The 20,765-nt window shown below is 70.2% G+C and carries 19 protein-coding genes; 17 read left to right on the top strand and 2 right to left on the bottom strand.

Annotated features, from left to right (window positions below; genetic code table 11):
• Positions 1-16: 16 nt before the first annotated feature.
• Both BLR46_RS06770 and BLR46_RS06765 read left to right on the top strand, forming a co-directional pair.
• Complete coding sequence (locus tag BLR46_RS06770; RefSeq protein WP_093250248.1) at positions 17-367, top strand: holo-ACP synthase; 351 nt, start codon at positions 17-19, stop codon at positions 365-367.
• Positions 364-1,743 (top strand): bifunctional ADP-dependent NAD(P)H-hydrate dehydratase/NAD(P)H-hydrate epimerase, encoded by a 1,380-nt coding sequence (locus tag BLR46_RS06765; RefSeq protein WP_093250247.1) that lies wholly within the window; start codon positions 364-366, stop codon positions 1,741-1,743. Before BLR46_RS06770 ends, BLR46_RS06765 begins: the two co-directional genes overlap by 4 nt.
• On the opposite strand, the gene BLR46_RS06760 is transcribed toward BLR46_RS06765, so the two are convergent.
• The gene (locus BLR46_RS06760; protein WP_093250244.1) at positions 1,744-2,118 is read right to left on the bottom strand and encodes a RidA family protein; all 375 of its coding nucleotides are present in this window, start codon (positions 2,116-2,118) and stop codon (positions 1,744-1,746) included.
• A gap of 14 nt (positions 2,119-2,132) precedes the next feature.
• Positions 2,133-3,296, bottom strand: coding sequence for a Dyp-type peroxidase (locus BLR46_RS06755; RefSeq protein WP_176761689.1), 1,164 nt, complete (start codon positions 3,294-3,296; stop codon positions 2,133-2,135).
• A 79-nt stretch (positions 3,297-3,375) separates the two neighbouring features.
• Here BLR46_RS06755 and BLR46_RS06750 point away from each other — a divergent pair, with 79 nt between their 5' ends.
• From BLR46_RS06750 to groL, 15 genes are all read left to right on the top strand, one after another.
• Positions 3,376-3,849, top strand: a complete 474-nt coding sequence (locus BLR46_RS06750; protein ID WP_093250790.1) for a copper chaperone PCu(A)C — start codon at positions 3,376-3,378, stop codon at positions 3,847-3,849.
• A 75-nt stretch (positions 3,850-3,924) separates the two neighbouring features.
• The gene (locus BLR46_RS06745) at positions 3,925-5,064 is read left to right on the top strand and encodes a glycosyltransferase family 4 protein (protein ID WP_093250241.1); all 1,140 of its coding nucleotides are present in this window, start codon (positions 3,925-3,927) and stop codon (positions 5,062-5,064) included.
• Between the two features lie 93 nt (positions 5,065-5,157).
• Positions 5,158-7,329, top strand: coding sequence for a DEAD/DEAH box helicase (locus BLR46_RS15405; RefSeq protein ID WP_093250239.1), 2,172 nt, complete (start codon positions 5,158-5,160; stop codon positions 7,327-7,329).
• A gap of 14 nt (positions 7,330-7,343) precedes the next feature.
• Positions 7,344-8,261, top strand: a complete 918-nt coding sequence (gene tsaE / locus BLR46_RS06735; RefSeq protein ID WP_093250236.1) for a tRNA (adenosine(37)-N6)-threonylcarbamoyltransferase complex ATPase subunit type 1 TsaE — start codon at positions 7,344-7,346, stop codon at positions 8,259-8,261.
• Positions 8,258-8,902 carry a tRNA (adenosine(37)-N6)-threonylcarbamoyltransferase complex dimerization subunit type 1 TsaB gene (gene tsaB, locus BLR46_RS06730; RefSeq protein WP_093250234.1) on the top strand — a complete coding sequence of 215 codons (645 nt, stop codon included), beginning with the start codon at positions 8,258-8,260 and terminating at the stop codon, positions 8,900-8,902. Before tsaE ends, tsaB begins: the two co-directional genes overlap by 4 nt.
• The gene (locus BLR46_RS06725) at positions 8,899-9,339 is read left to right on the top strand and encodes a GNAT family N-acetyltransferase (RefSeq protein ID WP_093250231.1); all 441 of its coding nucleotides are present in this window, start codon (positions 8,899-8,901) and stop codon (positions 9,337-9,339) included. Before tsaB ends, BLR46_RS06725 begins: the two co-directional genes overlap by 4 nt.
• Entirely contained in the window at positions 9,336-10,379 is a 1,044-nt protein-coding gene (tsaD, locus tag BLR46_RS06720; RefSeq protein WP_093250228.1) for a tRNA (adenosine(37)-N6)-threonylcarbamoyltransferase complex transferase subunit TsaD, read from the top strand. Before BLR46_RS06725 ends, tsaD begins: the two co-directional genes overlap by 4 nt.
• Positions 10,380-10,583: 204 nt before the next feature.
• A complete protein-coding gene (locus BLR46_RS06715; protein WP_093250226.1) occupies positions 10,584-12,470 on the top strand; it encodes an ABC transporter substrate-binding protein in 1,887 nt (628 codons plus the stop codon).
• A gap of 176 nt (positions 12,471-12,646) precedes the next feature.
• Positions 12,647-14,167 (top strand): ABC transporter permease, encoded by a 1,521-nt coding sequence (locus tag BLR46_RS06710; RefSeq protein WP_245701565.1) that lies wholly within the window; start codon positions 12,647-12,649, stop codon positions 14,165-14,167.
• Between the two features lie 13 nt (positions 14,168-14,180).
• Entirely contained in the window at positions 14,181-15,161 is a 981-nt protein-coding gene (locus BLR46_RS06705) for an ABC transporter permease (RefSeq protein ID WP_093250221.1), read from the top strand.
• Positions 15,162-15,172: 11 nt separating this feature from the next.
• The gene (locus BLR46_RS06700) at positions 15,173-16,873 is read left to right on the top strand and encodes an ABC transporter ATP-binding protein (RefSeq protein WP_093250220.1); all 1,701 of its coding nucleotides are present in this window, start codon (positions 15,173-15,175) and stop codon (positions 16,871-16,873) included.
• A 78-nt stretch (positions 16,874-16,951) separates the two neighbouring features.
• Positions 16,952-17,431: an NUDIX hydrolase gene (locus tag BLR46_RS06695; RefSeq protein WP_093250219.1), complete on the top strand. Its 480-nt coding sequence runs from the start codon at positions 16,952-16,954 to the stop codon at positions 17,429-17,431.
• On the top strand, positions 17,428-18,555 hold the full coding sequence (locus tag BLR46_RS06690) for a class I SAM-dependent methyltransferase (RefSeq protein ID WP_093250218.1): 1,128 nt from the start codon (positions 17,428-17,430) through the stop codon (positions 18,553-18,555). Before BLR46_RS06695 ends, BLR46_RS06690 begins: the two co-directional genes overlap by 4 nt.
• 147 nt (positions 18,556-18,702) lie before the next feature.
• On the top strand, positions 18,703-19,002 hold the full coding sequence (gene groES / locus BLR46_RS06685) for a co-chaperone GroES (RefSeq protein WP_093250216.1): 300 nt from the start codon (positions 18,703-18,705) through the stop codon (positions 19,000-19,002).
• 12 nt (positions 19,003-19,014) lie between these two features.
• Complete coding sequence (gene groL, locus BLR46_RS06680) at positions 19,015-20,601, top strand: chaperonin GroEL (RefSeq protein ID WP_093250213.1); 1,587 nt, start codon at positions 19,015-19,017, stop codon at positions 20,599-20,601.
• Positions 20,602-20,765 lie beyond the last annotated feature (164 nt).

Genomic DNA, 20,765 nt, shown 5'->3' with positions numbered 1-20,765 from the left:
CCCCTAAGCTGGGGGCGTGATCGTAGGCATCGGCACCGACATGGTGGTCATCGAGCGGTTCTCCGCCGCCCTGAACCGCCAGCCCGGGCTCGCCGAGCGCCTGCTCACCAGCGCGGAGCGCGAGCTGTCGATCGAGTCCCAGGCGGCCCGGTTCGCCGCCAAGGAGGCCCTGGCCAAGGCGCTGGGCTCGCCCGGCGGCATGCGCTGGCTGGACTGCGAGGTGAGACGCAACGGGCAGGGCCAGCCGTACTTCGACGTGCGCGGCACGGTCGAGGCGCGCGTGAAGGCGATGCGGATCGGCCGCATCCACCTGTCGATCTCGCACGACGGTGGCTTCACGACCGCGATGGTGGTGTGCGAATCATGAAGACGGTGGTCACCGCGCAACAGATGCGCGACGCGGAGCGGGCCGTCTGGGACGCCGATCCCGACGTCGACCTCATGACGCGCGCCGCCGCCGGCGTGGCCAGGGTCGCGGACGAGATGGCACCCGAGGGCCCGGTGCTCGTCGTCGTCGGCCCGGGCAACAACGGCGGCGACGGCCTGTTCGCCGCGGCGACGCTGGCCGAGTCGCGCGAGGTGCTCCTCTGGCTCGCGGCGGGCAGGGCCCACGACGAGGGCCTCGCCGCCGCCAGGTCCGCCGGCTGCCGCGAGGTGGGGGACCCCGCGTCGGCCCGTGCGCGGCTCGCGGACGCCTCCCTCGTCATCGACGCGTTCACCGGGCTTGGTGCGCGCCCGGGCCTTCCGCCCGACGTCGCCACCTTCGCCGCCGCCTGCGAGGCATGGCAGGTGCCCGTGCTCGCGGTGGACCAGCCGAGCGGGCTCGGCACGGACGGGGGTCCGGTGGGGCACAGCTTCAACGCGACGGTGACCGCCACTTTTGCCGCACGGAAGCCCTGCCACGTCGTCGAGCCCGCGGCCTCCCGCTGCGGCGACGTCGTCGTGCAGGACATCGGAGTTCCCGTGCCGGCCACCGACCTGCGGATACTGGAGGAGAGCGACCTCGCCAACTGGTGGCCGACGCCGGACGCCGCGTCGGACAAGTACTCGCGCGGGGTGGTGCTGCTCGACACCGGGTCCGAGCGCTACGCGGGCGCGGCGCTCCTCGGCATCTCCGGCGCGCTGCACGCGGGCGCGGGGATGGTCCGCTACGCGGGCGGCGCCCCGTCGGGGCTGGTGCTGGGCCGCTTCCCGAGCGTCGTGCTCGGCGAGGGGAGGGCCCAGGCCGCGGTCGTGGGCTCCGGCTGGGGTGAGCCCGACGAGGCGCGTATGGCCCGCGCCGTGGAGCTCGGCCTGCCGTTGGTGGTCGACGCGGACGCCCTCGGGGTCCTGCCCGACGGCGGGATGGAGGGCTGGCTCCTCACCCCGCACGCGGGGGAACTCGCCCGGCTCTTGGGCGTGGGGCGCGACGAGGTGGAGGCCGATCCGCTCGGCGCGGCCCGCGAGGCCGCCCGACGCCACGGCGCGACGGTGCTGCTCAAGGGTGCCGCCCAGTACGTCGCAGAGCCCTCCGGCCGGGTGACCGTCGCCGTGCGGGGGCCGAACTGGACCGCGCAGGCAGGCTCGGGCGACGTGCTGGCCGGCATCTGCGGGACGCTGCTCGCAGCGGGACTGCCCGCCTGGAAGGCCGCCGCGATGGGCGCAAGCGTCCAGGCGTTGGCCGCCCAGCGGCATCCCGGCCCCTACCCGCCCGACCGGCTCACGGAGTTCCTGCCGACGGTGGTCGCGAACCTCGACGCCTGATCAGGCGTGGGCGACCACCTCGATCTCCACCTTGGCGCCCTTCGGCAGCGCGGCGACGGCCACCGTCGAGCGGGCCGGGTACGGCTCCTGGAAGGCCTGGCCGTACACCTCGTTGACCGTGGCGAAGTCCGCCATGTCGGTGAGGAAGATCGTCGTCTTCACCACGTTCGCCAGCGTCAGGCCCGCCTCGTTCAGGATGGCCTCGACGTTGTCGATGCACTGCTTCGCCTGCTCGGCGACGGTCTCCGCGTCCTGGCTGCCCGCGGGCGTGAGCGGGATCTGGCCCGACGTGAACACGAAGTCACCGACCCTGACCGCCTGGGAGTAGGGGCCGATGGCCTCGGGCGCCTTCTCGGTGCGGATGATGTCGCTCATTGTTGTCCTTTCGTCTACTCCAGCAGGCCCTGTGCCAGGTACCCGCCCTCGCGCATCCCCGGCGGGATGACGAACACCGCCGAGCCTACGGCGGTGGTCCACTCGTTGAGCGCGTCGAAGTCGTCGAGCACGCGCTGCACGGGGATGAACTGCTTGGAGATGTCGGACTGGAAGGCGCAGAAGATGAGGCCCGAGCCGGTGTCGTCGGCGTAGTTGAGGCCCCGACGGTACATCGTCCGGCCCCGGTTGTGGTCGGGGTGGGCGAGCCGCGAGTGGGCGTTGTCGGCGATGACCGGCTCGCCGTCGCGCAGCACCGCGAAGTCGAGCGGGGTCTGCTCGTCGCCCCCCGTCAGCGGGGCCCCGGTCGCCAGGTCGCGGCCGATCGCCCGCTCCTGCTCGTGGCGGATCAGCCGGTCCCACTCGTCGAGGTCCATCTCGATGCGCCGGACGACGAGCTGGGTGCCGCCGGTGAGCCAGCCGTCCTCGGACCAGACCGCGCGGTCCAACGCCTCCCCGCGGGGATTGCCGGTGCCGTCGACCTGGCCGAAGAGGTTGCGCCCCGTCGCGGGCTGCCCGTCCTTGCCGATCCCACGCCACGAGCCCTGCTGCGACCAGCGCAGGTCGGCCCAGGGCGCCGCGTCGTGGACGAGCCGGCGGGCGGCATAGGCGACGGTGGTGAAGTCGTCGGCGCTGATCCACAGCAGCAGGTCGCCGCCGGAGTACGCGTCGGTCAGGCGGTCGTGCCGCATCGCGGGGATCTCCTGGAACCCGACGGGGGTCCGCTGGCGGAGCCCGTCAAGCTCGAACACCCTCGGCCCGAGCCCGACGAGCACGGACAGTGACACCCCGCCCAACGCCATGTCGGGCAGCGTGTCTCCGGCGGCGGGGCGCCCGGCCATCAGCGCCGCGATGTCCGTGGACCAGACCCGCATGAGTCGCCCGAGGGCGGCTCTGTCGACTTCCGCGCGCAGGTCCAACGCCATGAGCCGGGCCGCGGCGGGAGTGGGGGTGGTGACCCCGGCCTGATGTGCACCGAAGGGGGAGTACGTCTGCCCGCTGACGCCGGCGGCCTCGGCCTGCGCGGACGGGCGCGCGAGCCCGACGCTGGCCGCCAGGCCCACGCCGGCGACTGCGCCCGCACCGGCGCCGAACAGTCCGCGTCTGGAGACATCCGCCATGGGCCCCCAGTGTAGGCGTGGCGGTGAGGAGGAGCGACTCGGGTCGAGCGCCCGGCAGCATTCCAATACACTCGCGTACATGAAGGCTCCCTTGGCCCTTGCGGCAGTGCTGCTGCTCGTCGGCTGCTCCTCGAACGCCTCGCCGGGCGTCATCGCCGGCGAACCCTGGGTGCGCACCACCGACGGCGCGCAGCGCCCCGACATGACCGCGGTCTACGTCAACCTCACCAACCCGTCCGAGGAGGACGTCCTGCTCGTGTCGGCCGACTGCGGCGACGTCGCCCGCTCCACCGAGTTGCACGAGATGGTGATGGCCGACGGGAAGATGGTCATGCAGGAAGCCGAGGACGGCATCGTCGTGCCGGCCGGTTCCCACCAGCACCTCGCGCCCGGCGGTCCGCACATCATGCTCATGGGCCTCACGCGCGAGCTGCCCGTCGGCTCCGAGGAGATCGCCTGCACGCTGGTGTTCGACGACGGCAGCTCCCGAGAGATCGTGGCGCCGGTGAAGGACTTCACCGAGGAGCAGGACACCTACCACGAGCACGGCTGACAGAGTTCGCCGGTTGTTCACCTGCCGTTCGCCCGGCGAAGAGGACTTGGCTCGGCGGCGGAGTAGACTCGCGGTGTGCGCGTAGCGATCGTTGCGGAATCGTTCCTGCCTCAGGTGAACGGAGTCACGAACTCCATCCTGAGGGTTCTCGAACACCTCCGGGCCGAGGGCCACGAGGCGATGGTGATCGCTCCGGCCGACGCGGACAAGACGCCCAAGGAGGCCGTCGGCTTTCCCGTCGTGCCTGTGACGAGCATCGGGCTCCCCGGCTACGAGACGGTCCGCGTGGTCACCACCACGAACATGCACCTGCGCAAGGTGCTCGTCGGTTTCGCGCCCGACGTCATCCACCTGGCGGCACCGTTCGTCGTCGGCTACAAGGCCGCCACGGTGGCCGCGGAACTGGGCATCCCCATGGTCGGCATCTACCAGACCGAGGTCCCGAGCTACGCCGCCCGGTACGGTTTCGCGGCGTTCGAGCCGCTGCTCTGGTACCACGTCCGGCAGACGCACTCGCTGGCCACGCTCAACTTCGCGCCGTCCACCTTCGCCCGCGACCAGCTGGTCGAGCAGGGCGTCCCGCGCGTCGGGGTGTGGGGCCGCGGCGTCGACTCGGTCCGCTTCGACCCGGCCAAGCGCAGCGAGCGGCTGCGAAAGGCGCTCGCCCCGAACGGCGAACGCCTGGTCGGGTACATGGGCCGGCTGGCCTCCGAGAAGCGCGTCGAGGACCTCGCCCACCTGCGCGACATCCCCGGCACCCGCCTCGTGGTGATCGGCGACGGCCCGAGCCGCGCCCAGCTGGAGGAACTGCTGCCGGGCGCCGCGTTCCTCGGCCAGCTCACCGGCGACGACCTGCCGGTGGCGATGGCGTCCCTCGACCTCTTCGTCCACACCGGTGAGCTCGAGACGTTCTGCCAGTCGATCCAGGAGGCCAAGGCCTCCGGCCTGCCGGTGGTGGCGCCCCGCCGCGGCGGCCCCATCGACCTCGTCGACCAGTCCCGCACCGGCTGGTTGTACACCCCGGGCCGGCTCGACGAGATGCGCGGCCACGTCGTCGACCTCATCGGTGACGACGCCAAGCGGGCCGCGTTCTCGCAGGCGGCGCGCGAGTCGACGCTGGACCGCAGCTGGCACAACGTCTGCGGGGAACTCGTGGACCACTACCGGCACGCGATGGCGATGTCCGTGCGCGGGGGGCGGCTCCTCGCCAGTTGAGGCGCATTTGGGGGGAGCGATGACTTCGCGTAAGCTAAGAAGGCTGCGCATCGCGGCCACCATCTTTCCAAACCCCCAAACCTGAAGGTCTCCATGGCTCGCGCTCCCAAATCCCACAAAGCTGACGGCACACCGAAGAAACGGTGGAGTCCGGAGCAGCGTGCTGCCAAGGGGAAGGGCCCTCGCCGACGCGGGGGCCGGCCCGAGTTCGGCCGTGGCGACGAGCAGCCCCGCAACCGCGCCGAGCGGCGCGCCCAGCAGTTCGTCGATCGCGGCGACGACCGGTCCGCCGGCGACCGCGGTGCCGACCGTCGCGAGAAGCCCTCGTTCAACCCCCGCTGGGACGACCGCGGCGACCGCCGCAAGAGCGCGAAGCCGTACGGCAAGCGTCGCTACACCGGTGACGCGCCGGGCGCGGAGGTCAGGATCAACGACGAGCGGCCCAGGCGCTACGGCAGCGACGCCGGGGACCGCCGCGAGGACCGCCGTCCCTACAACCGCGACGACCGCGGGTTCCGCGACGACCGCGGTTACCGTGACGACCGCCGCGACGACCGCGGTTTCCGTCGCGATGACCGTTCCGATAATCGTCGTGGTGACCGGTTCGAGCGCCGCGACGACCGCCGTAGCTTCGACGACCGGCCCCGCTTCGACCGTGATGACCGCGGGTTCCGCGGTGACCGCTCCGACGACCGCCGTGGCGACCGGTTCGACCGCCGCTCCGACGACCGCCCCCGTTTCGACCGTGACGACCGCGGTGACCGTCGACGCTTCGACCGCGACGACCGTCCCCGGTTCGACCGCGACGACCGCCCCCGCTCCAACCGTGACGACCGCCCGCGCTTCGACCGTGACGACCGGGGTGGGCAGCGCCGGTTCGACCGCGACGACCGCCGCCCGTCCCGCGGGCCGCGCGAGGATCGCGGCTTCGACCGTCGCGACCGCGGCGCGTCGGACGCCCCCGAGGCCGACCAGATGGCCTGGGAGGCCACCTCCGTGGAGGGTGTCGAGGGCGTGACCAACGGCTTCACCGAGCTCGGCGTCGCCGAGGCGATGGTCGGCGTCCTCGCCGCGCAGGGCATCACCGCCCCGTTCGCCATCCAGGAGGCCACCATCCGCGACGCGATCGCCGGACGCGACGTCCTCGGCCGCGCCCGCACTGGGTCGGGCAAGACGCTCGCCTTCGGGCTGTCGTTGTTGACGCGGCTCTCCGAGGGCTCGGGCCCCGGCCCGCGCGCCGTCGTCCTGAGCCCCACCCGCGAGCTCGCGCTCCAGATCGCGGACAACCTCGCGCCGCTCGCCGCCGCGGTGAAGCTCGACCTCACCCTGATTGCCGGCGGCATGGGCTACGGTCCCCAGATCCGCGCGTTCGAGCGCGGCGTCGACGTCGTCATCGCCACTCCCGGCCGCCTGATCGACCTCATGGAGCAGGGCGCTGCGGACCTGAGCAACGTGGAGGTCGTCGTCCTCGACGAGGCCGACCACATGGCCGAGATGGGCTTCACGGAGGAGGTGACCGCCATCCTCGACGCCACCCCGGCCGAGGGCCAGCGCCTCCTCTTCTCCGCCACCCTCGACGGCGCGGTGGACCGCATCGTGCGCAAGTACATGCACGACGCCGTCACGCACGAGGTGGACTCCGACAAGGCCTCCGTCACGACGATGACCCACGCGGCCCTGATCACCAAGCCGCACCACAAGATCGACGTCACGGCCGAGATCGCGTCGCGCGAGGGCAAGACCGTCATCTTCGCCCGCACCCAGCGCGGCACCGACCGGATCGCCGAGCAGCTCCGCGACGCGGGCGTGATGGCCGGCGCCCTGCACGGCGGCCTGACCCAAGGGGCGCGTGCCCGGATCCTCGCCGCGTTCAAGTCCGGTGACGTGCCGGTGCTCGTCGCCACCGACGTGGCCGCCCGCGGCATCCACGTCGACGACGTGAGCCTGGTGCTGCAGGTGGACCCGCCCCGCGACTCGAAGGACTACCTGCACCGCGCGGGCCGCACCGCGCGAGCCGGCACCGACGGGACCGTCGCCACCATCGTGCTGCCGCACCAGCGCAAGCTGATGCGACGCATCCTCGACCAGGCCGGCGTCAAGGCCAGCACCGTCGACACCGAGCCCGGCTCCGACGAGCTCACCGAGCTCACCGGCGCCCGCGAGGCCAGCAACGAGCCCGTGGACGAGCGCGACTACCAGGCGCTCATCGCGCCGAAGCAGCAGGCCCGCAAGCGCCCGCAGCGCAAGTTCGTCCGCCGTAGGTAGAATCCACGCTTGCCATGAGCAATGCAGTCCGCCTCGCCGAGCCCGCCGACGCCCCGGAGCTCCTCCGCGTCATCCGCGCGGCCTTCTCCGCGCGCCCACCCGTCGATCCGCCCGCCGAGGCGCTGGCGGACCAGGTCCACGACGTGGAGGCCGCCATCGAGCGCGGCTACGGCGTCATCGTCGAACGCGACGGCCGAGCCATCGCCGGGCTGCTCATGGAGGTCGAGGACGGCACGGCCACCCTCCGCCGCGTGAGCGTGCTGCCCGAGGCGGGAGGGGCGGGGGTCGGCTTCGACATGATCGCCACCACCCTCATCGCCGCCGCCGACCTCGGCGCGCGCCGCGTAGAGATCGTCGCTCGCAGCGAGTTCCCGCAGACCATCGCCTGGTGGGAGCGCGCCGGCTTCGTCAAGCTCCGTCCGCTGCCCACCGGCTGGGTGATGGGCCGTTCGCTCCCCGTCCCCGTCCGCGTGCCCGACGCGGCGAGCATGCGCGCACTCGGGCGCCGCCTCGCCGGAATCCTGCGGGCGGGCGACGTCATCGTCGCCACCGGGGAGCTCGGCGCCGGCAAGACCACCCTCACGCAGGGCATCGGCGAGGGCCTCGGCGTGCAGGGCCCGATCATCTCGCCCACCTTCGTCCTCGCGCGCATCCACCGCAACGCCGGTGACGGGCCGGACCTGGTCCACGTCGACGCCTACCGGCTCGGCTCCGCCGGCGAGCTCGGCGACATCGATCTCCAGGAGACCCAGCCGCGAGCCGTGACCCTCATCGAATGGGGCCGGGGCCTGGCCGAGTGGCTGTCCCCGGACCGGCTCGACATCGACATCCAGCGCAGCGACGACCCGGCCGACGAGGAGCGCACCGTGTACCTCTTCGGGGTGGGCGAGCGTTGGCGGGACACCCTCGAGCAGTTCCGGGAGGACGCATGATCACCCTTGCCATCGACACCTCGCACCACGTCGCCGTGGGAATCGCCCGCGACGGTGTGCCGGCGGGGGCGTTCGTCGTCGAGGACCAGCGCGCCCACGTCGAGCAGCTGATGCCCGGCGTGCAGTCGGTGTGCGGCGACCTCGGGCTCACCGTCGCCGACGTGGACGAGTTCGTCGTGGGCATGGGGCCCGGGCCGTTCACCGGTTTGAGGGTGGGCGTCGCCACGGCCGCCACGCTGGCGTACGTCGGTGGCAAACCACTGCGTCGTGTGTGCTCGCTCGATGTCGTGGCGCTGGCGCTGGCCGACGACGGCATGGGGGAGGAGTTCGTCGTCGCCTCCGACGCCCGCCGCAAGGAGCTCTACTGGGCCCGCTACGCCGCCGACGGGACGCGCCTGGGCGAGCCGCAGGTCTCCGACCCGGCCAAGCTGCCGGATGGGCCGGTCTACGGCGCCTTCCCCGACGATTACCGCCCGGTGCTGCGGTTCGCGGGGGAGCGGCGCCTCGACCCCGAGTTCATGGCCGTGCACCACGCGCGCCTCGCCGACGCGCCCGCGGAGCCGTACTACCTGCGCGCGGCCGACGCCACGGTCCCCGGGGCCCCCAAGTCCGCGCTGCCGCGACTCAAGGTGCGGCGATGAGGATCACGCCGGCCGGGCCCGACGACCTGGCGGCCATCCTCGCCCTTGAGGAGGTCTTCCCGGCCGGGCAGCGGTGGAAGGAGGCGTCCTGGGCGGACGAGCTGGCGGCGCACTCGCGCATCGTGCTCGCTGCGCGGGAGGGCTCGTCGCTGCTGGGCGTGGTCCTGCTGGCGGTCCTCCACGACTTCGCGGACCTGCTGCGCATCCAGGTGGCCGTCGGCGCACAGCGTCGCGGCATCGCCGACGCGCTGCTGCGGGAGGCGCTCGCGCTCGCCCAGCGACGCGTGCTGCTCGAGGTGCGGGACGACAACGAACCGGCGCTCGCCCTCTACCGGAAGCACGGCTTCCACGTCATCGACCGCCGCCGCGACTACTACGGATCCGGGATCGACGCGCTCGTCCTGGAACGGCCGTACCCGAAGGAGGAGACCGCATGAGCGAGCCCCTGGTGCTGGGCATCGAATCGTCCTGCGACGAGACCGGCGTCGGCCTCGTCCGTGGCCACACGCTGCTCGCCAACGAGGTGGCGAGCTCGGTGGACCTGCACGTGCGCTTCGGCGGCGTCGTCCCGGAGGTCGCCAGCCGCGCGCACCTGTCGGCGCTCATCCCGACGTTCGAGCGGGCCGCTGCCAAGGCCGACGTGGACCTCGCCGACGTCGACGCGATCGCAGTGACGGCCGGCCCCGGCCTGATGGGGGCGCTGGTCGTCGGGATCGCCGCGGCCAAGGCGATGTCGGCCTACCTCGGCAAGCCCCTGTACGGGGTGAACCACCTCGTCGGACACGTGGCGGTGGACCTGCTGGACCACGGCCCCCTGCCGCAGCCCGCGCTCGCCCTCCTCGTCTCCGGCGGCCACACGTCGCTGCTGCACGTCGAGGACGTCGCCACGAAGATCACCGAGATCGGCTCCACCATCGACGATGCGGCGGGTGAGGCCTACGACAAGGTCGCCCGCCTGCTCGGCCTCGCCTATCCGGGCGGACCCGTGATCGACCGGGCCGCCGCCGAGGGTGACCCCAGCGCCATCCGCTTCCCCCGCGGGCTCACGGCGCGGCACGACCTGGAGAAGCATCGCTTCGACTTCTCCTTCTCCGGCCTCAAGACCGCGGTGGCGCGATGGGTGGAGCAGCGCAGGCTCGACGGCAGGGACGTCCCCGTCGCCGACGTCGCCGCGAGCTTCCAGGAGGCCGTTGCGGACGTCCTCACCGCGAAGACGATCGACGCGGCCCAGCACCATGGGGTGGACTCCATCCTGATCGGCGGAGGAGTGGCGGCCAACTCGCGGCTGCGCACCCTGCTCGAGGAGCGGGCGGCCGCGGCGGGCTTCGAGGTGCGCCGACCGCGGCCCGCGTTGTGCACGGACAACGGGGCCATGATCGCCGCCGTGGGCGCCGAGGTGGTCCGCGCAGGGGTCGCCCCCAGCGGGCTCGGGTTCTCCGCGCACTCGGGGCTGCCAGTCTCCACGATCGTGGTGTGAATGCAAGCGCTATTCCTTGAAAACTAAATCTGTTTCTCCTTTCAGGCAGCAACGGCATTCTGGTCGAACCTGAACCGGGTCTCATTCCCGTAACAATTGCTGTCCAAATCCGCGCTGACCCTGTCGCAACGCAGCCCGATGTCGATATTGTTCCCGCAACTTGGGCGAACGCCCGAAGTATGTCGTTGACGACAAGGAGAATCCATGAAGTTGAAGGGAACCGCATCCCTGGCGCTTCTGCTGACCGGCGCGCTGTTCCTCGGCGCGTGCACCTCGGACACTGATCCAGGTGACGACGGGACGCAGGCCAGCGAGACCGCGACTGCATCCCCGACTGCCGGTGGCAGCGAGAGCCCGAGCGAAGGCGAGACCGGTGGCGAAGGCGCCACGGACGACCCCTGTGAGCAGCCCCTCGGCATCACCGAGTCCCAGGAGGGCGAGGTCCGCTACACGGCCGGCCCCGGCAACTGGAACGGCTACAACGCCACCACCAACGCCACCTACTCGACGTACAACAACGCGATCGCCGGCATGATGTTCACCGGCTTCACGTACTTCGGCGTCGACGGCACCATCTGTGACAACACCACCTTCGGCACCTACGAGGTCACCTCGGAGGACCCGATGGTCGTCGAGTACACGATCAGTGACGACGCCGTTTGGTCCGATGGCACCCCCGTGACCATCAACGACTACCTGCTCGACTGGGCCGCCCAGAACCCCGAGTTCCTGGTCCCCGGCCTCGCCAGCGGCGAGAACCCCGAGGCCACCCCGGTCTTCGACCACGTCTCCCTCTCGCTCGCCGAGAAGGTGCCGGACGGCCCGCAGGGCGAGGTCGGCTCCAAGACGTTCACGCTCGAGTACGCGAACCCGGACCCCGACTTCAAGATCAACGTCACGACCGCGCTCCCGGCCCACGTCGCCGCCGAGCAGTCCGGCCTGACCCCCGAGGAGCTGGCGCAGGCCATCCTCGACAAGGACGCCGAGACCGTCAAGCAGGTCGCGGAATTCTGGAACACCGGCTGGATCTACGAGCCGGGCGAACTGCCCTCCGACATGGGCACCGTCCCCTCCTCGGGCCCGTACGTCCTGAAGGAAGGCGGCTGGCAGGCCGGCACCGCGCTCACGCTGACCCAGAACGAGTCCTACTGGGGCGAGCCGCCGGCAACGAAGGAGATCGTCTTCCGATTCCTCGAGGACGCCGGTCAGGCCCAGGCACTCCAGAACGGTGACGTCCAGGTCATCGAGCCCCAGGCCACGGTCGACACCGTCGCCCAGCTCCAGGCGCTCGCGCCGGCCATCACGGTCGAGCAGGGCTCGGAGCTCACGTGGGAGCACCTGGACTACAACTTCCTCGAGTCCAGCCCCTTCTCCGACGCAAAGGGTGGCAAGGCGCTCCGTGAGGCGTTCGCCTACTGCGTGCCGCGCCAGACGATCGTTGACAACCTGATCAAGCCGATCGACCCCGAGGCCGTCGTCATGAACGCCCGCGAGGTCTTCCCCTTCCAGGACAACTACGAGGAAGTCGTCAGCGCTGCCTACGACGGCCGCTACGACGAGGTGGACCTGGACAAGGCCCGTGAGCTCGTCGAGCAGTCCGGCGTCGCCACCCCGGTCACCATCCGCATCGGATACCGCTCGGGCAACCAGCGCCGCACGGAGACCGTCGCCCAGATCAAGGCCTCCTGTGACCAGGTCGGCTTCCAGATCGAGGACATCAACGCCGAGGACTTCTTCGCCAACGCGCTGGTGAACGGCGACTTCGACATCGCCCTGTACGCGTGGGCCGGCTCCGGCCAGATCACCTCCGGCCAGAACATCTACGCGTCCAACGGTCAGCAGAACAACCAGGGCTACGCCAACGAGAAGGTCGACGCTGCCTGGAAGGCACTGTCCTCGACCCTCGACGAGGCGGAGCAGCTGGAGCAGACCAAGATCATCGAGACCGAGCTGTGGAACGACCTCTTCGGTCTTCCGCTCTACGCTCACCCCGGTGTGACGGCGTACGACTCCAACCTGCAGAACGTCCGCCCGACCGCGACGCAGTCCGGCGTCGTGTGGAACGCATACCAGTGGGTTGCGGCTTCCTGATCTGATCAAGTAGCCACAGCAAAGGGGCAGGTGGTCAAGGCCACCTGCCCCTTCACTTTGGCTGAAATCGGGCCGATTGCCGTAGTATCTTCCACCATGTGCGTTTGCCGTTGCCGCGACGACGCGCTGTCAAGCAGCCATGAAGGACCGTAGTGTTTAAATACATCGCAAAGCGATTGGGACAGTCCGTCCTGATCCTCCTGTTGGGCTCGTTGGTGCTGTACGTGCTGGTCATCAATTCCGGTGACCCGCTCGAGGACCTCCGCGAGTCCAACGACCCGAACCGCGAGAACCGCATCCAGGCGCGCATAGCCAACATGAACCTCGACCTCCCCTGGTACACGCGCTACCTGACGTGGCTGGGCGGCGCCGCCCGCTGCGTCATCGGACAGTGCGACCTTGGGACCAGCCGCGACGGCCAGTCCGTCACGGCGCTCGTCACGCAGGCCGCCTCCGCCACCCTGCGACTCGTCATCGTCGCGACGCTGGCCGCCATCATCATCGGCATCACCCTCGGCATCGTGAGCGCCGTCCGCCAGTACTCGGGCTTCGACTACGGCGTGACGCTCATGGCCTTCGTCTTCTTCTCGCTCCCCGTGTTCTGGTTCGCGGTGCTCCTCAAGCACTACGCGGCCATCCAGTTCAACGACTGGCTGCCGGCAGGCCAGATAAGTCTGAGAACGATCCTGATATCGGCGGCGGTGATCGCCTTCATACTCCAAGCCGCCCTGGGCGGCCACTGGAAGCGGCGTCTCGCGACCTTCGGCGTCATCTTCGTCATCGTCGGCGGGGTGCTGTTCTACATGGACGCCGTCGAGTGGCTGCGCCGCCCGGCCGTCGGCCTGCCGATCTACATCCTCGCCGTCATCGGGCTGGCCGTGTTGGTGATCGTCCTCACGTCGGGGTTCAAGAACCCTCGCGTGCGCAACGCGGTCTTCGCCACCGCCGGCATCGCGATCGTCGGCTACGCCGTGATGCGACCCACGCTGATGGCCGAGCGCACCGACCCCGAGACCTTCCGTGGTGCGACGCTGCTCCTCCTCGGCTGCCTCGTCGCCGGTGTCGTGCTCGCGGTGCTCGCGGGCCAGCTGCTCGGCGGTTTCTCCCGCCGCCAAGCGACCGGCGCAGCCGTCGTCACGTCGCTGTTCTCCAGCGCGCTGGCCTTCGCCGATCTCATGCTGAGCCACTGGTCGGGCTACCTCGCGGTCATGCCGCGCCCGATCCCGACCATCGCCGCGGTGACGCCGAACTTCTACTCGACGTACTGGAACCACATGATCGACACGGCGACCCACCTGATCCTGCCGACGGTGGCGCTCACCGCGATCTCGATCGCCGCCTACACCCGTTACACCCGCGCCTCGATGCTGGACGTCCTCAACCAGGACTACATCCGCACCGCCCGTTCCAAGGGCATCGCCGAGCGCAAGGTGATCACCCGTCACGCGCTTCGCAACGGCCTGATCCCCATCGCGACCATCGTCGCCTTCGACTTCGCCGGCCTCATCGGCGGCGCGGTCATCACCGAGACGGTCTTCGGGTGGCAGGGCATGGGCAACCTGTTCCGCGTCGGGCTCGAACAGGTGGACCCCGCGCCCGTGATGGGCTTCTTCCTCGTGACCGGCTCCGCTGCGGTCCTGATGAACCTCGTGGCCGACCTGGCCTACGCAATCCTCGACCCGCGGATCACCGGCTAGGAGGGCTGAACAAATGACTGACAACAACACCCCGCAGAGCCAGCCCGTGACCGACGAGGAGAGCCAGTACTCCGTCGAGGACGTCATCGACCAGACGACCGACAAGTCCTACTCCCAGGGCCAGCTCGTCATGCGCCGCTTCTTCCGCCACAAGGCGGCGATGGGCGGCCTCGTCATCCTCCTGTTCGTCATCGTGATCTCCTTCACGTCCATCGGGTTCGGGCCGATCCCGGGCTGGTGGGACAAGGACTTCATGACGCCCTCGACCGTCCAGAACGGTGGGGCTCCGACGCTCAAGCTCTGGCCCTTCCAGATCGGCGAGCACCCGTTCGGCCAGGACACCATCGGCAAGGACTACTTCGCCCTGGTGATGCGTGGCTCCCAGGTGTCGCTCTTCATCGCCTTCACCGTCGGCATCATCGCCACGATCATCGGCACGACCATCGGCGCCGTCGCGGGTTACTACCGCGGCCTGACCGAATCGCTCCTGATGCGCACCACCGACCTGTTCATCATCATCCCGGCGCTGGTGCTCGCCGCCGTGTTCGGGCGCACCTTCGGCTCGAACGTGCCGATCCTGGCGGTCATGCTGGGCGTCATCTCGTGGACCGGTCTCGCCCGCCTCGTGCGTGGCGAGGTGCTCTCACTGCGCGAGCGTGAGTTCGTCGCGGCTGCACGCGCCATCGGCACGCCGTCGGGCACGATCATCCGCCGCCACGTGCTGCCCAACGCGCTCGGCACCATCGTCGTGAATGCGACGCTGCTCATCTCCAGCGCCATCCTCACCGAGACCGCCATCTCCTTCTTGGGCTTCGGCGTGCGCCCGCCGGACACGTCGCTGGGTCTGCTGATCCAGACGTACCAGAACGCGCTCACCACCCGCCCGTGGCTGTTCTGGTGGCCCGGCATCTTCATCCTCACGATCGCGCTGTGCGTCAACTTCATCGGTGACGGACTGCGCGACGCGTTCGACCCCCGGCAGACGCTGGACTGAGGGGAACATTCATGACTCAGGAAGCAGTGCTCCAGTTCAAGGACCTGGACGTCAAGTTCAAGACCGAGTTCGGCAGGGTCCACGCAGTCAAGGGCCTCAACCTCGAGGTCCGGCCCGGTGAGGTCGTCGCGCTCGTGGGCGAGTCCGGTTCGGGCAAGTCCGTCACTGCCACCACCGCGCTCGGGCTCCTGCCCAAGAACGCGGCCATCGGCGGCGAGACCGTCGTCGGGCAGCACAGCATCACCAAGCTGAACGGCAAGCAGCTGCGGACCATCCGCGGCAACCACGTCGCAATGGTGTTCCAGGAGCCCATGACCGCGCTCAACCCCGTCATCCGGGTGGGCGAGCAGCTCACGGAGGCGATGGAGGTGCACGGCGTGGCGTTCGGCCGCGAGGCGTGGAGCCGCGCCGTCGACCTCCTCAAGGCCGTCGGCATCCCCAACGCCGAGCGCCGCGCGAAGCAGTTCCCGCACGAGCTCTCCGGCGGCATGCGGCAGCGCGTCGTGATCGCCATGGCGCTGTCGTGCGACCCCGAGGTGATCATCGCCGACGAGCCGACCACCGCCCTCGACGTCACCGTGCAGGCCGACATCCTCGACCTACTGCGGTCGCTCAAGGACAAGCTCAACACCGGCATCCTGCTCATCACGCACAACATGGGCGTCGTCGCCGACATGGCCGACCGCGTCGCCGTCATGTTCAAGGGTGAGATCGTCGAGCACGGCACTGCGGAGGAGGTGCTGCTCCACCCGCAGCACCCCTACACCAAGCGGCTGCTCGACGCCGTCCCGCACCTCGGCGACGGGCACGGCCAGTTCGGCTCCAAGGTCAACCCGGTCACCACCGACGAGCTCGCCCTTGAGGTGCGCAACTTCGTCATCGAGTACAAGCGCCAGGGCAAGAAGCCGTTCCGCGCCGTCGACGACGTCAGCTTCGACGTGCGTCGCGGCGAGATCGTCGGCCTCGTGGGGGAGTCGGGCTCCGGCAAGTCCACGATCGGCCGCGCGCTGCTCGGCCTGATCCCGGCGCACTCGGGCGAGGTCCGGGTGCTGGGTCAGGACCTCACGAAGCTGCGCGGGCAGGAGCTCAAGAAGCTGCGTCGTCGCATCGGTGTCATCTTCCAGGACCCCGCCGCGTCGCTGAACCCCCGCCTACCGATCGGCGACGTGATCGCCGAGCCCATGGTGGTCCACAAGATCGGCAACGCCGCGGAGCGCAAGGCGCGCGTCCACGAGCTGCTCGACGCCGTCCGACTGCCGCGGTCGGCCTACAACCGCTACCCGCACGAACTCTCCGGCGGCCAGCGCCAGCGGGTGTCGATCGCGCGTGCGTTGACGCTGAACCCGGACCTGCTCGTCGCCGACGAGCCCACGTCGGCCCTCGACGTGTCGGTCCAGGCCAGCGTCCTCGAGATGTTCACCGACCTGCAGACCGAGTTCGGCTTCGCGTGTCTGTTCATCTCCCACGACCTCGCGGTCATCGACTCGCTCGCGCACCGCGTCGTCGTCATGCAGTACGGCAAGATCGTCGAGAAGGGCACGCGTGAGGAGGTGCTCCTCGACGCCAAGGAGGAGTACACCCGCCGTCTCCTGGCCGCGGCGCCCGTCCCGGACCCGATCGAGCAGGCCCAGCGCCGCGAGGAGCGGCACCGCCTGCTCGAGTCCTTGGGCGACGAGGTCGTCGAGCTCGACACCCGGGAGCTCGACCAGTAGGTCTCGGCACGATTGGGAGGGTTTGCACCAAGCTCGGTGCAAACCCTCCCTCTGCTCGTGGGCGACTAGTGTTCCCTCATGGCGTTTGCTCCCGAACTCACCACCCTCGGCTACATCGTCGACCCGACGCGCACGAAGGTCCTGCTCGTGCACCGCAACGCGCGGCAGCATGACGAGCAGCTCGGCAAGTACAACGGGCTGGGCGGCAAGGTCGAGCGCGGGGAGAACATCGTCGAGGCCATGCGTCGCGAGATCCGCGAGGAGGCGGGCATCGAGGCCACCGAGCTCGAGCTGCGGGGGACCGTGAGCTGGCCCGGGTTCAACGGCCGTGACGTGTTCGGTTTCGTGTTCCTGGTCACGGCCTACGAGGGTGAGGTCGTCGACTCCAACGTCGAGGGCACGCTCGACTGGCACGACGTCGCCACGATGATGGAGCTCCCCATGTGGGACGGCGACCGACACTTCCTGCCGCTCGTCTTCGACGCCTCGGTGCCGCAGTTCCACGGGGTGCTTCCCTACGACGGCGGGCACAGCACCGGGTGGCAGGTGTCCTGGTGACCGCGCGCCTCGACGCCCTGCGCGCGGCCGAGGGGGAGCCCGATCCCGATTCGCTGGCGGCCGGCGAGCGGCTCCGGCGCGCCTTCCCGGCCGACGACGTCGCGTGGGCGCTGACGCAGGTGGCGTTGCGACGGAGGACGGCCGGCCGACTCGACCGCGCCGCAGACATGCTGTTCACCCCCGCCGGCGCCGAGCAGGCCACCCGCTCCACGGTCGCGCGCTGGAGGGCGGAGCGGTTCGCGGACGCGGGGGTGCGTCGCGTCTGGGACATCGGCTGCGGGATCGGCTCCGACGCGATGGCGTTCGCGGAGGCGGGCCTCGAGGTCCTGGCCGTGGACGCGGATGCGGAGACCGTGGAGGTGGCGACGCACAACCTCGCCCTCGTCGGGGCGGGCCCGGCCCGCCTCGGCCGCGCCGAGGAACTCGACGTGCCCGCCGGGGACGCGGTCTTCCTGGACCCGGCCCGTCGCACGGCCCGTGGCCGCAGCTGGCAGGTCGAGGACTTCACCCCGCCCTGGTCGCTGGTGTTGGGGTACCTCTCCTCCGCACGCTTCGTGGCCGTGAAACTGGGTCCCGGTGTGCCGAAGGAACTGCTGCCCAGGGACGTCCAATGGGCGTGGGTCTCCGCCAGCGGCGACGTGGTGGAGGCCTCGCTGTGGAACCGCCTCGAGCCGGGCCCGCTCGCCGTCCGCATCGACAAAGGAGTGCACACGCTCCGGCCCGCCGGTCGCGCGCTCGACGTGCGCCCGCTCGGCCGCTACCTCGCCGAGCCCGACGGGGCGGCGATCCGGGCCGGGCTCGTCGCCGAGGCGGCGGGGGAGCGCGACGCCTGGCTGCTCGACGAGCACGTCGCCTACCTCTCCAGCGACACCCCGATCGACTCCGGCTGGGTCAGCAACTTCGAGGTGCTCGACGTGCTCGACCACGACCGCAAGGCGCTCAGGGCCTACGTCCGCGACAACCGGCTCGGGCGCCTGGAGATCAAGAAGCGGGCGGTCGACGTCAACCCGGCGGAGCTGCGGAGGGCCCTGAAGCCGAAGGGCCCGGGGGCGGCGACGATCATCCTGGCGAGGACCCCGGAGGGCACGCGGGCGGTCATCGCGCGCCGTCTGGCACTCGGTTGATTTGAGTGCTAAGTGGGGTATACGGTGGGCTTAGCACTCGGTGACCCCGGGTGCTAAGCCTGGCGGCACCCGCGACGACGCCCGGCGACCTACCCAGAATTCACAACCCGGTCCGGCCGGGAGGATAAAGACAGGAAGGTGTTTGACGTGGCAACCACGATCAAGCCGCTTGAGGACCGCGTCCTCGTTGAGCCCCTCGAAGCAGTCCAGACCACCGCTTCGGGTCTGGTGATCCCCGACACCGCCAAGGAGAAGCCCCAGGAGGGCAAGGTCGTCGCGACCGGTCCCGGTCGTTTCGACGAGGACGGCGAGAAGCGCATCCCCATGGATGTCAAGGAGGGCGACATCGTCGTGTTCTCCAAGTACGGCGGCACCGAGCTGAAGTACGACGGCAAGGAGTACCTGCTGCTGAACGCGCGCGACATCCTCGCCGTCGTCTCCAAGTAAGGAACCCGCTCCATGGCAAAGATCCTTTCCTTCAACGAGGAGGCGCGCCGCTCGCTCGAGCGCGGCGTCGACATCCTCGCGAACACCGTCAAGGTGACGCTCGGCCCCAAGGGCCGCTACGTCGTCCTCGACAAGAAGTGGGGCGCCCCCACGATCACCAACGACGGCGTCACCGTCGCCAAGGAGATCGAGCTCGACGACCCGTACGAGGACCTCGGCGCACAGCTGGCCAAGGAAGTCGCCACCAAGACGAACGACGTCGCCGGTGACGGCACCACAACCGCCACGGTTCTGGCCCAGGCCATGGTCCACGAGGGCCTCCGCGCCGTCGCCGCCGGTGGCAATCCCGTCGGCATCAAGCGCGGCATCGACAAGGCCGTGGAGGCCGTCGTCGAGCGCCTTCGCGAGAACGCCCGCCAGGTCGACACCACCCAGGAGATGGCCTCCATCGCCACCATCTCGTCCCGCGACGAGGAGATCGGCGCCCTGATCGCCGAGGCGTTCGACAAGGTCGGCAAGGACGGCGTCATCACCGTCGACGAGTCCCAGACCTTCGGCACCGAGCTCGAGTTCACCGAGGGCATGCAGTTCGACAAGGGCTACCTGTCCCCGTACTTCGTGACCGACGCCGACCGCATGGAAGCCGTCCTCGAGGACCCGTACATCCTCATCCACTCCGGCAAGATCTCCGCCATGAGCGACCTCCTGCCGCTGCTGGAGAAGGTCATCGCCGCCAAGGGCACGCTGTTCATCGTGGCCGAGGACGTCGACGGCGAAGCGCTGTCGACGCTCGTGGTCAACAAGATCCGCGGCACCTTCACCTCCGTCGCGGTCAAGGCCCCGGCGTTCGGTGACCGCCGCAAGGCCATGCTCGAGGACATCGCGATCCTCACCGGCGGCCAGGTCGTCGCCCCCGAGGTCGGCCTGAAGCTCGACCAGGTGGGTCTCGAGGTGCTGGGGCGCGCCCGTCGCGTCGTCGTCACCAAGGACAACACCACCATCGTCGACGGCGCGGGCTCCCACGAGGAGGTCTCCGGTCGCGTCGCGCAGCTGCGTGCCGAGATCGAGCGGACCGACTCCGACTGGGACCGCGAGAAGCTGCAGGAGCGCGTCGCGAAGCTCGCCGGCGGTGTCTGCGTGATCAAGGTCGGCGCCGCCACGGAGGTGGAGCTGAAGGAGATCAAGCACCGCGTCGAGGATGCGGTCTCCGCCACCCGTGCGGCCATCGAGGAGGGCATCGTCGCCGGTGGCGGCTCGGCCCTCATCCATGCCGGCAAGGTGCTCGACGGAGGCCTGGACCTCACGGGCGACGAGAAGCTCGGCGTCGACATCGTCGCCAAGAGCCTCCCCGAGCCGCTGCGCTGGATCGCCGAGAACGGCGGCCAGCAGGGCTACGTCGTCACCACCAAGGTGGCCGAGATGGAGCCCGGCAACGGCTACAACGCGAAGACCGACGTCTACGAGGACCTCGTGGCCGCCGGCGTCATCGACCCGGTCAAGGTGACGCGTTCCGCGCTCGCCAACGCCGCGTCGATCGCGTCGCTGCTGCTCACCACCGAGACGCTGGTGGTGGACAAGCGCGAGTCCGACGACGACTGAGCCGTCTGAACGACGAAGCCCCGGGTGCCCTCGCGGCCCCGGGGCATCGTGTTTCCCAGGGTTGCCGCACGGTGCCCGCCGCCGCTCTGGCGGGTCGGTGATCGGGAAACCGCGGAGTACACTGGCCCCGGTAGACCGACGGGGCGCGCCTCGGCGCCCTGCAT

Origin of the sequence: Tessaracoccus oleiagri (genome assembly GCF_900103275.1) — a bacterium.
GTDB lineage: Bacteria > Actinomycetota > Actinomycetes > Propionibacteriales > Propionibacteriaceae > Arachnia > Arachnia oleiagri.
This window is presented reverse-complemented; position numbering and strand designations above follow the sequence as displayed.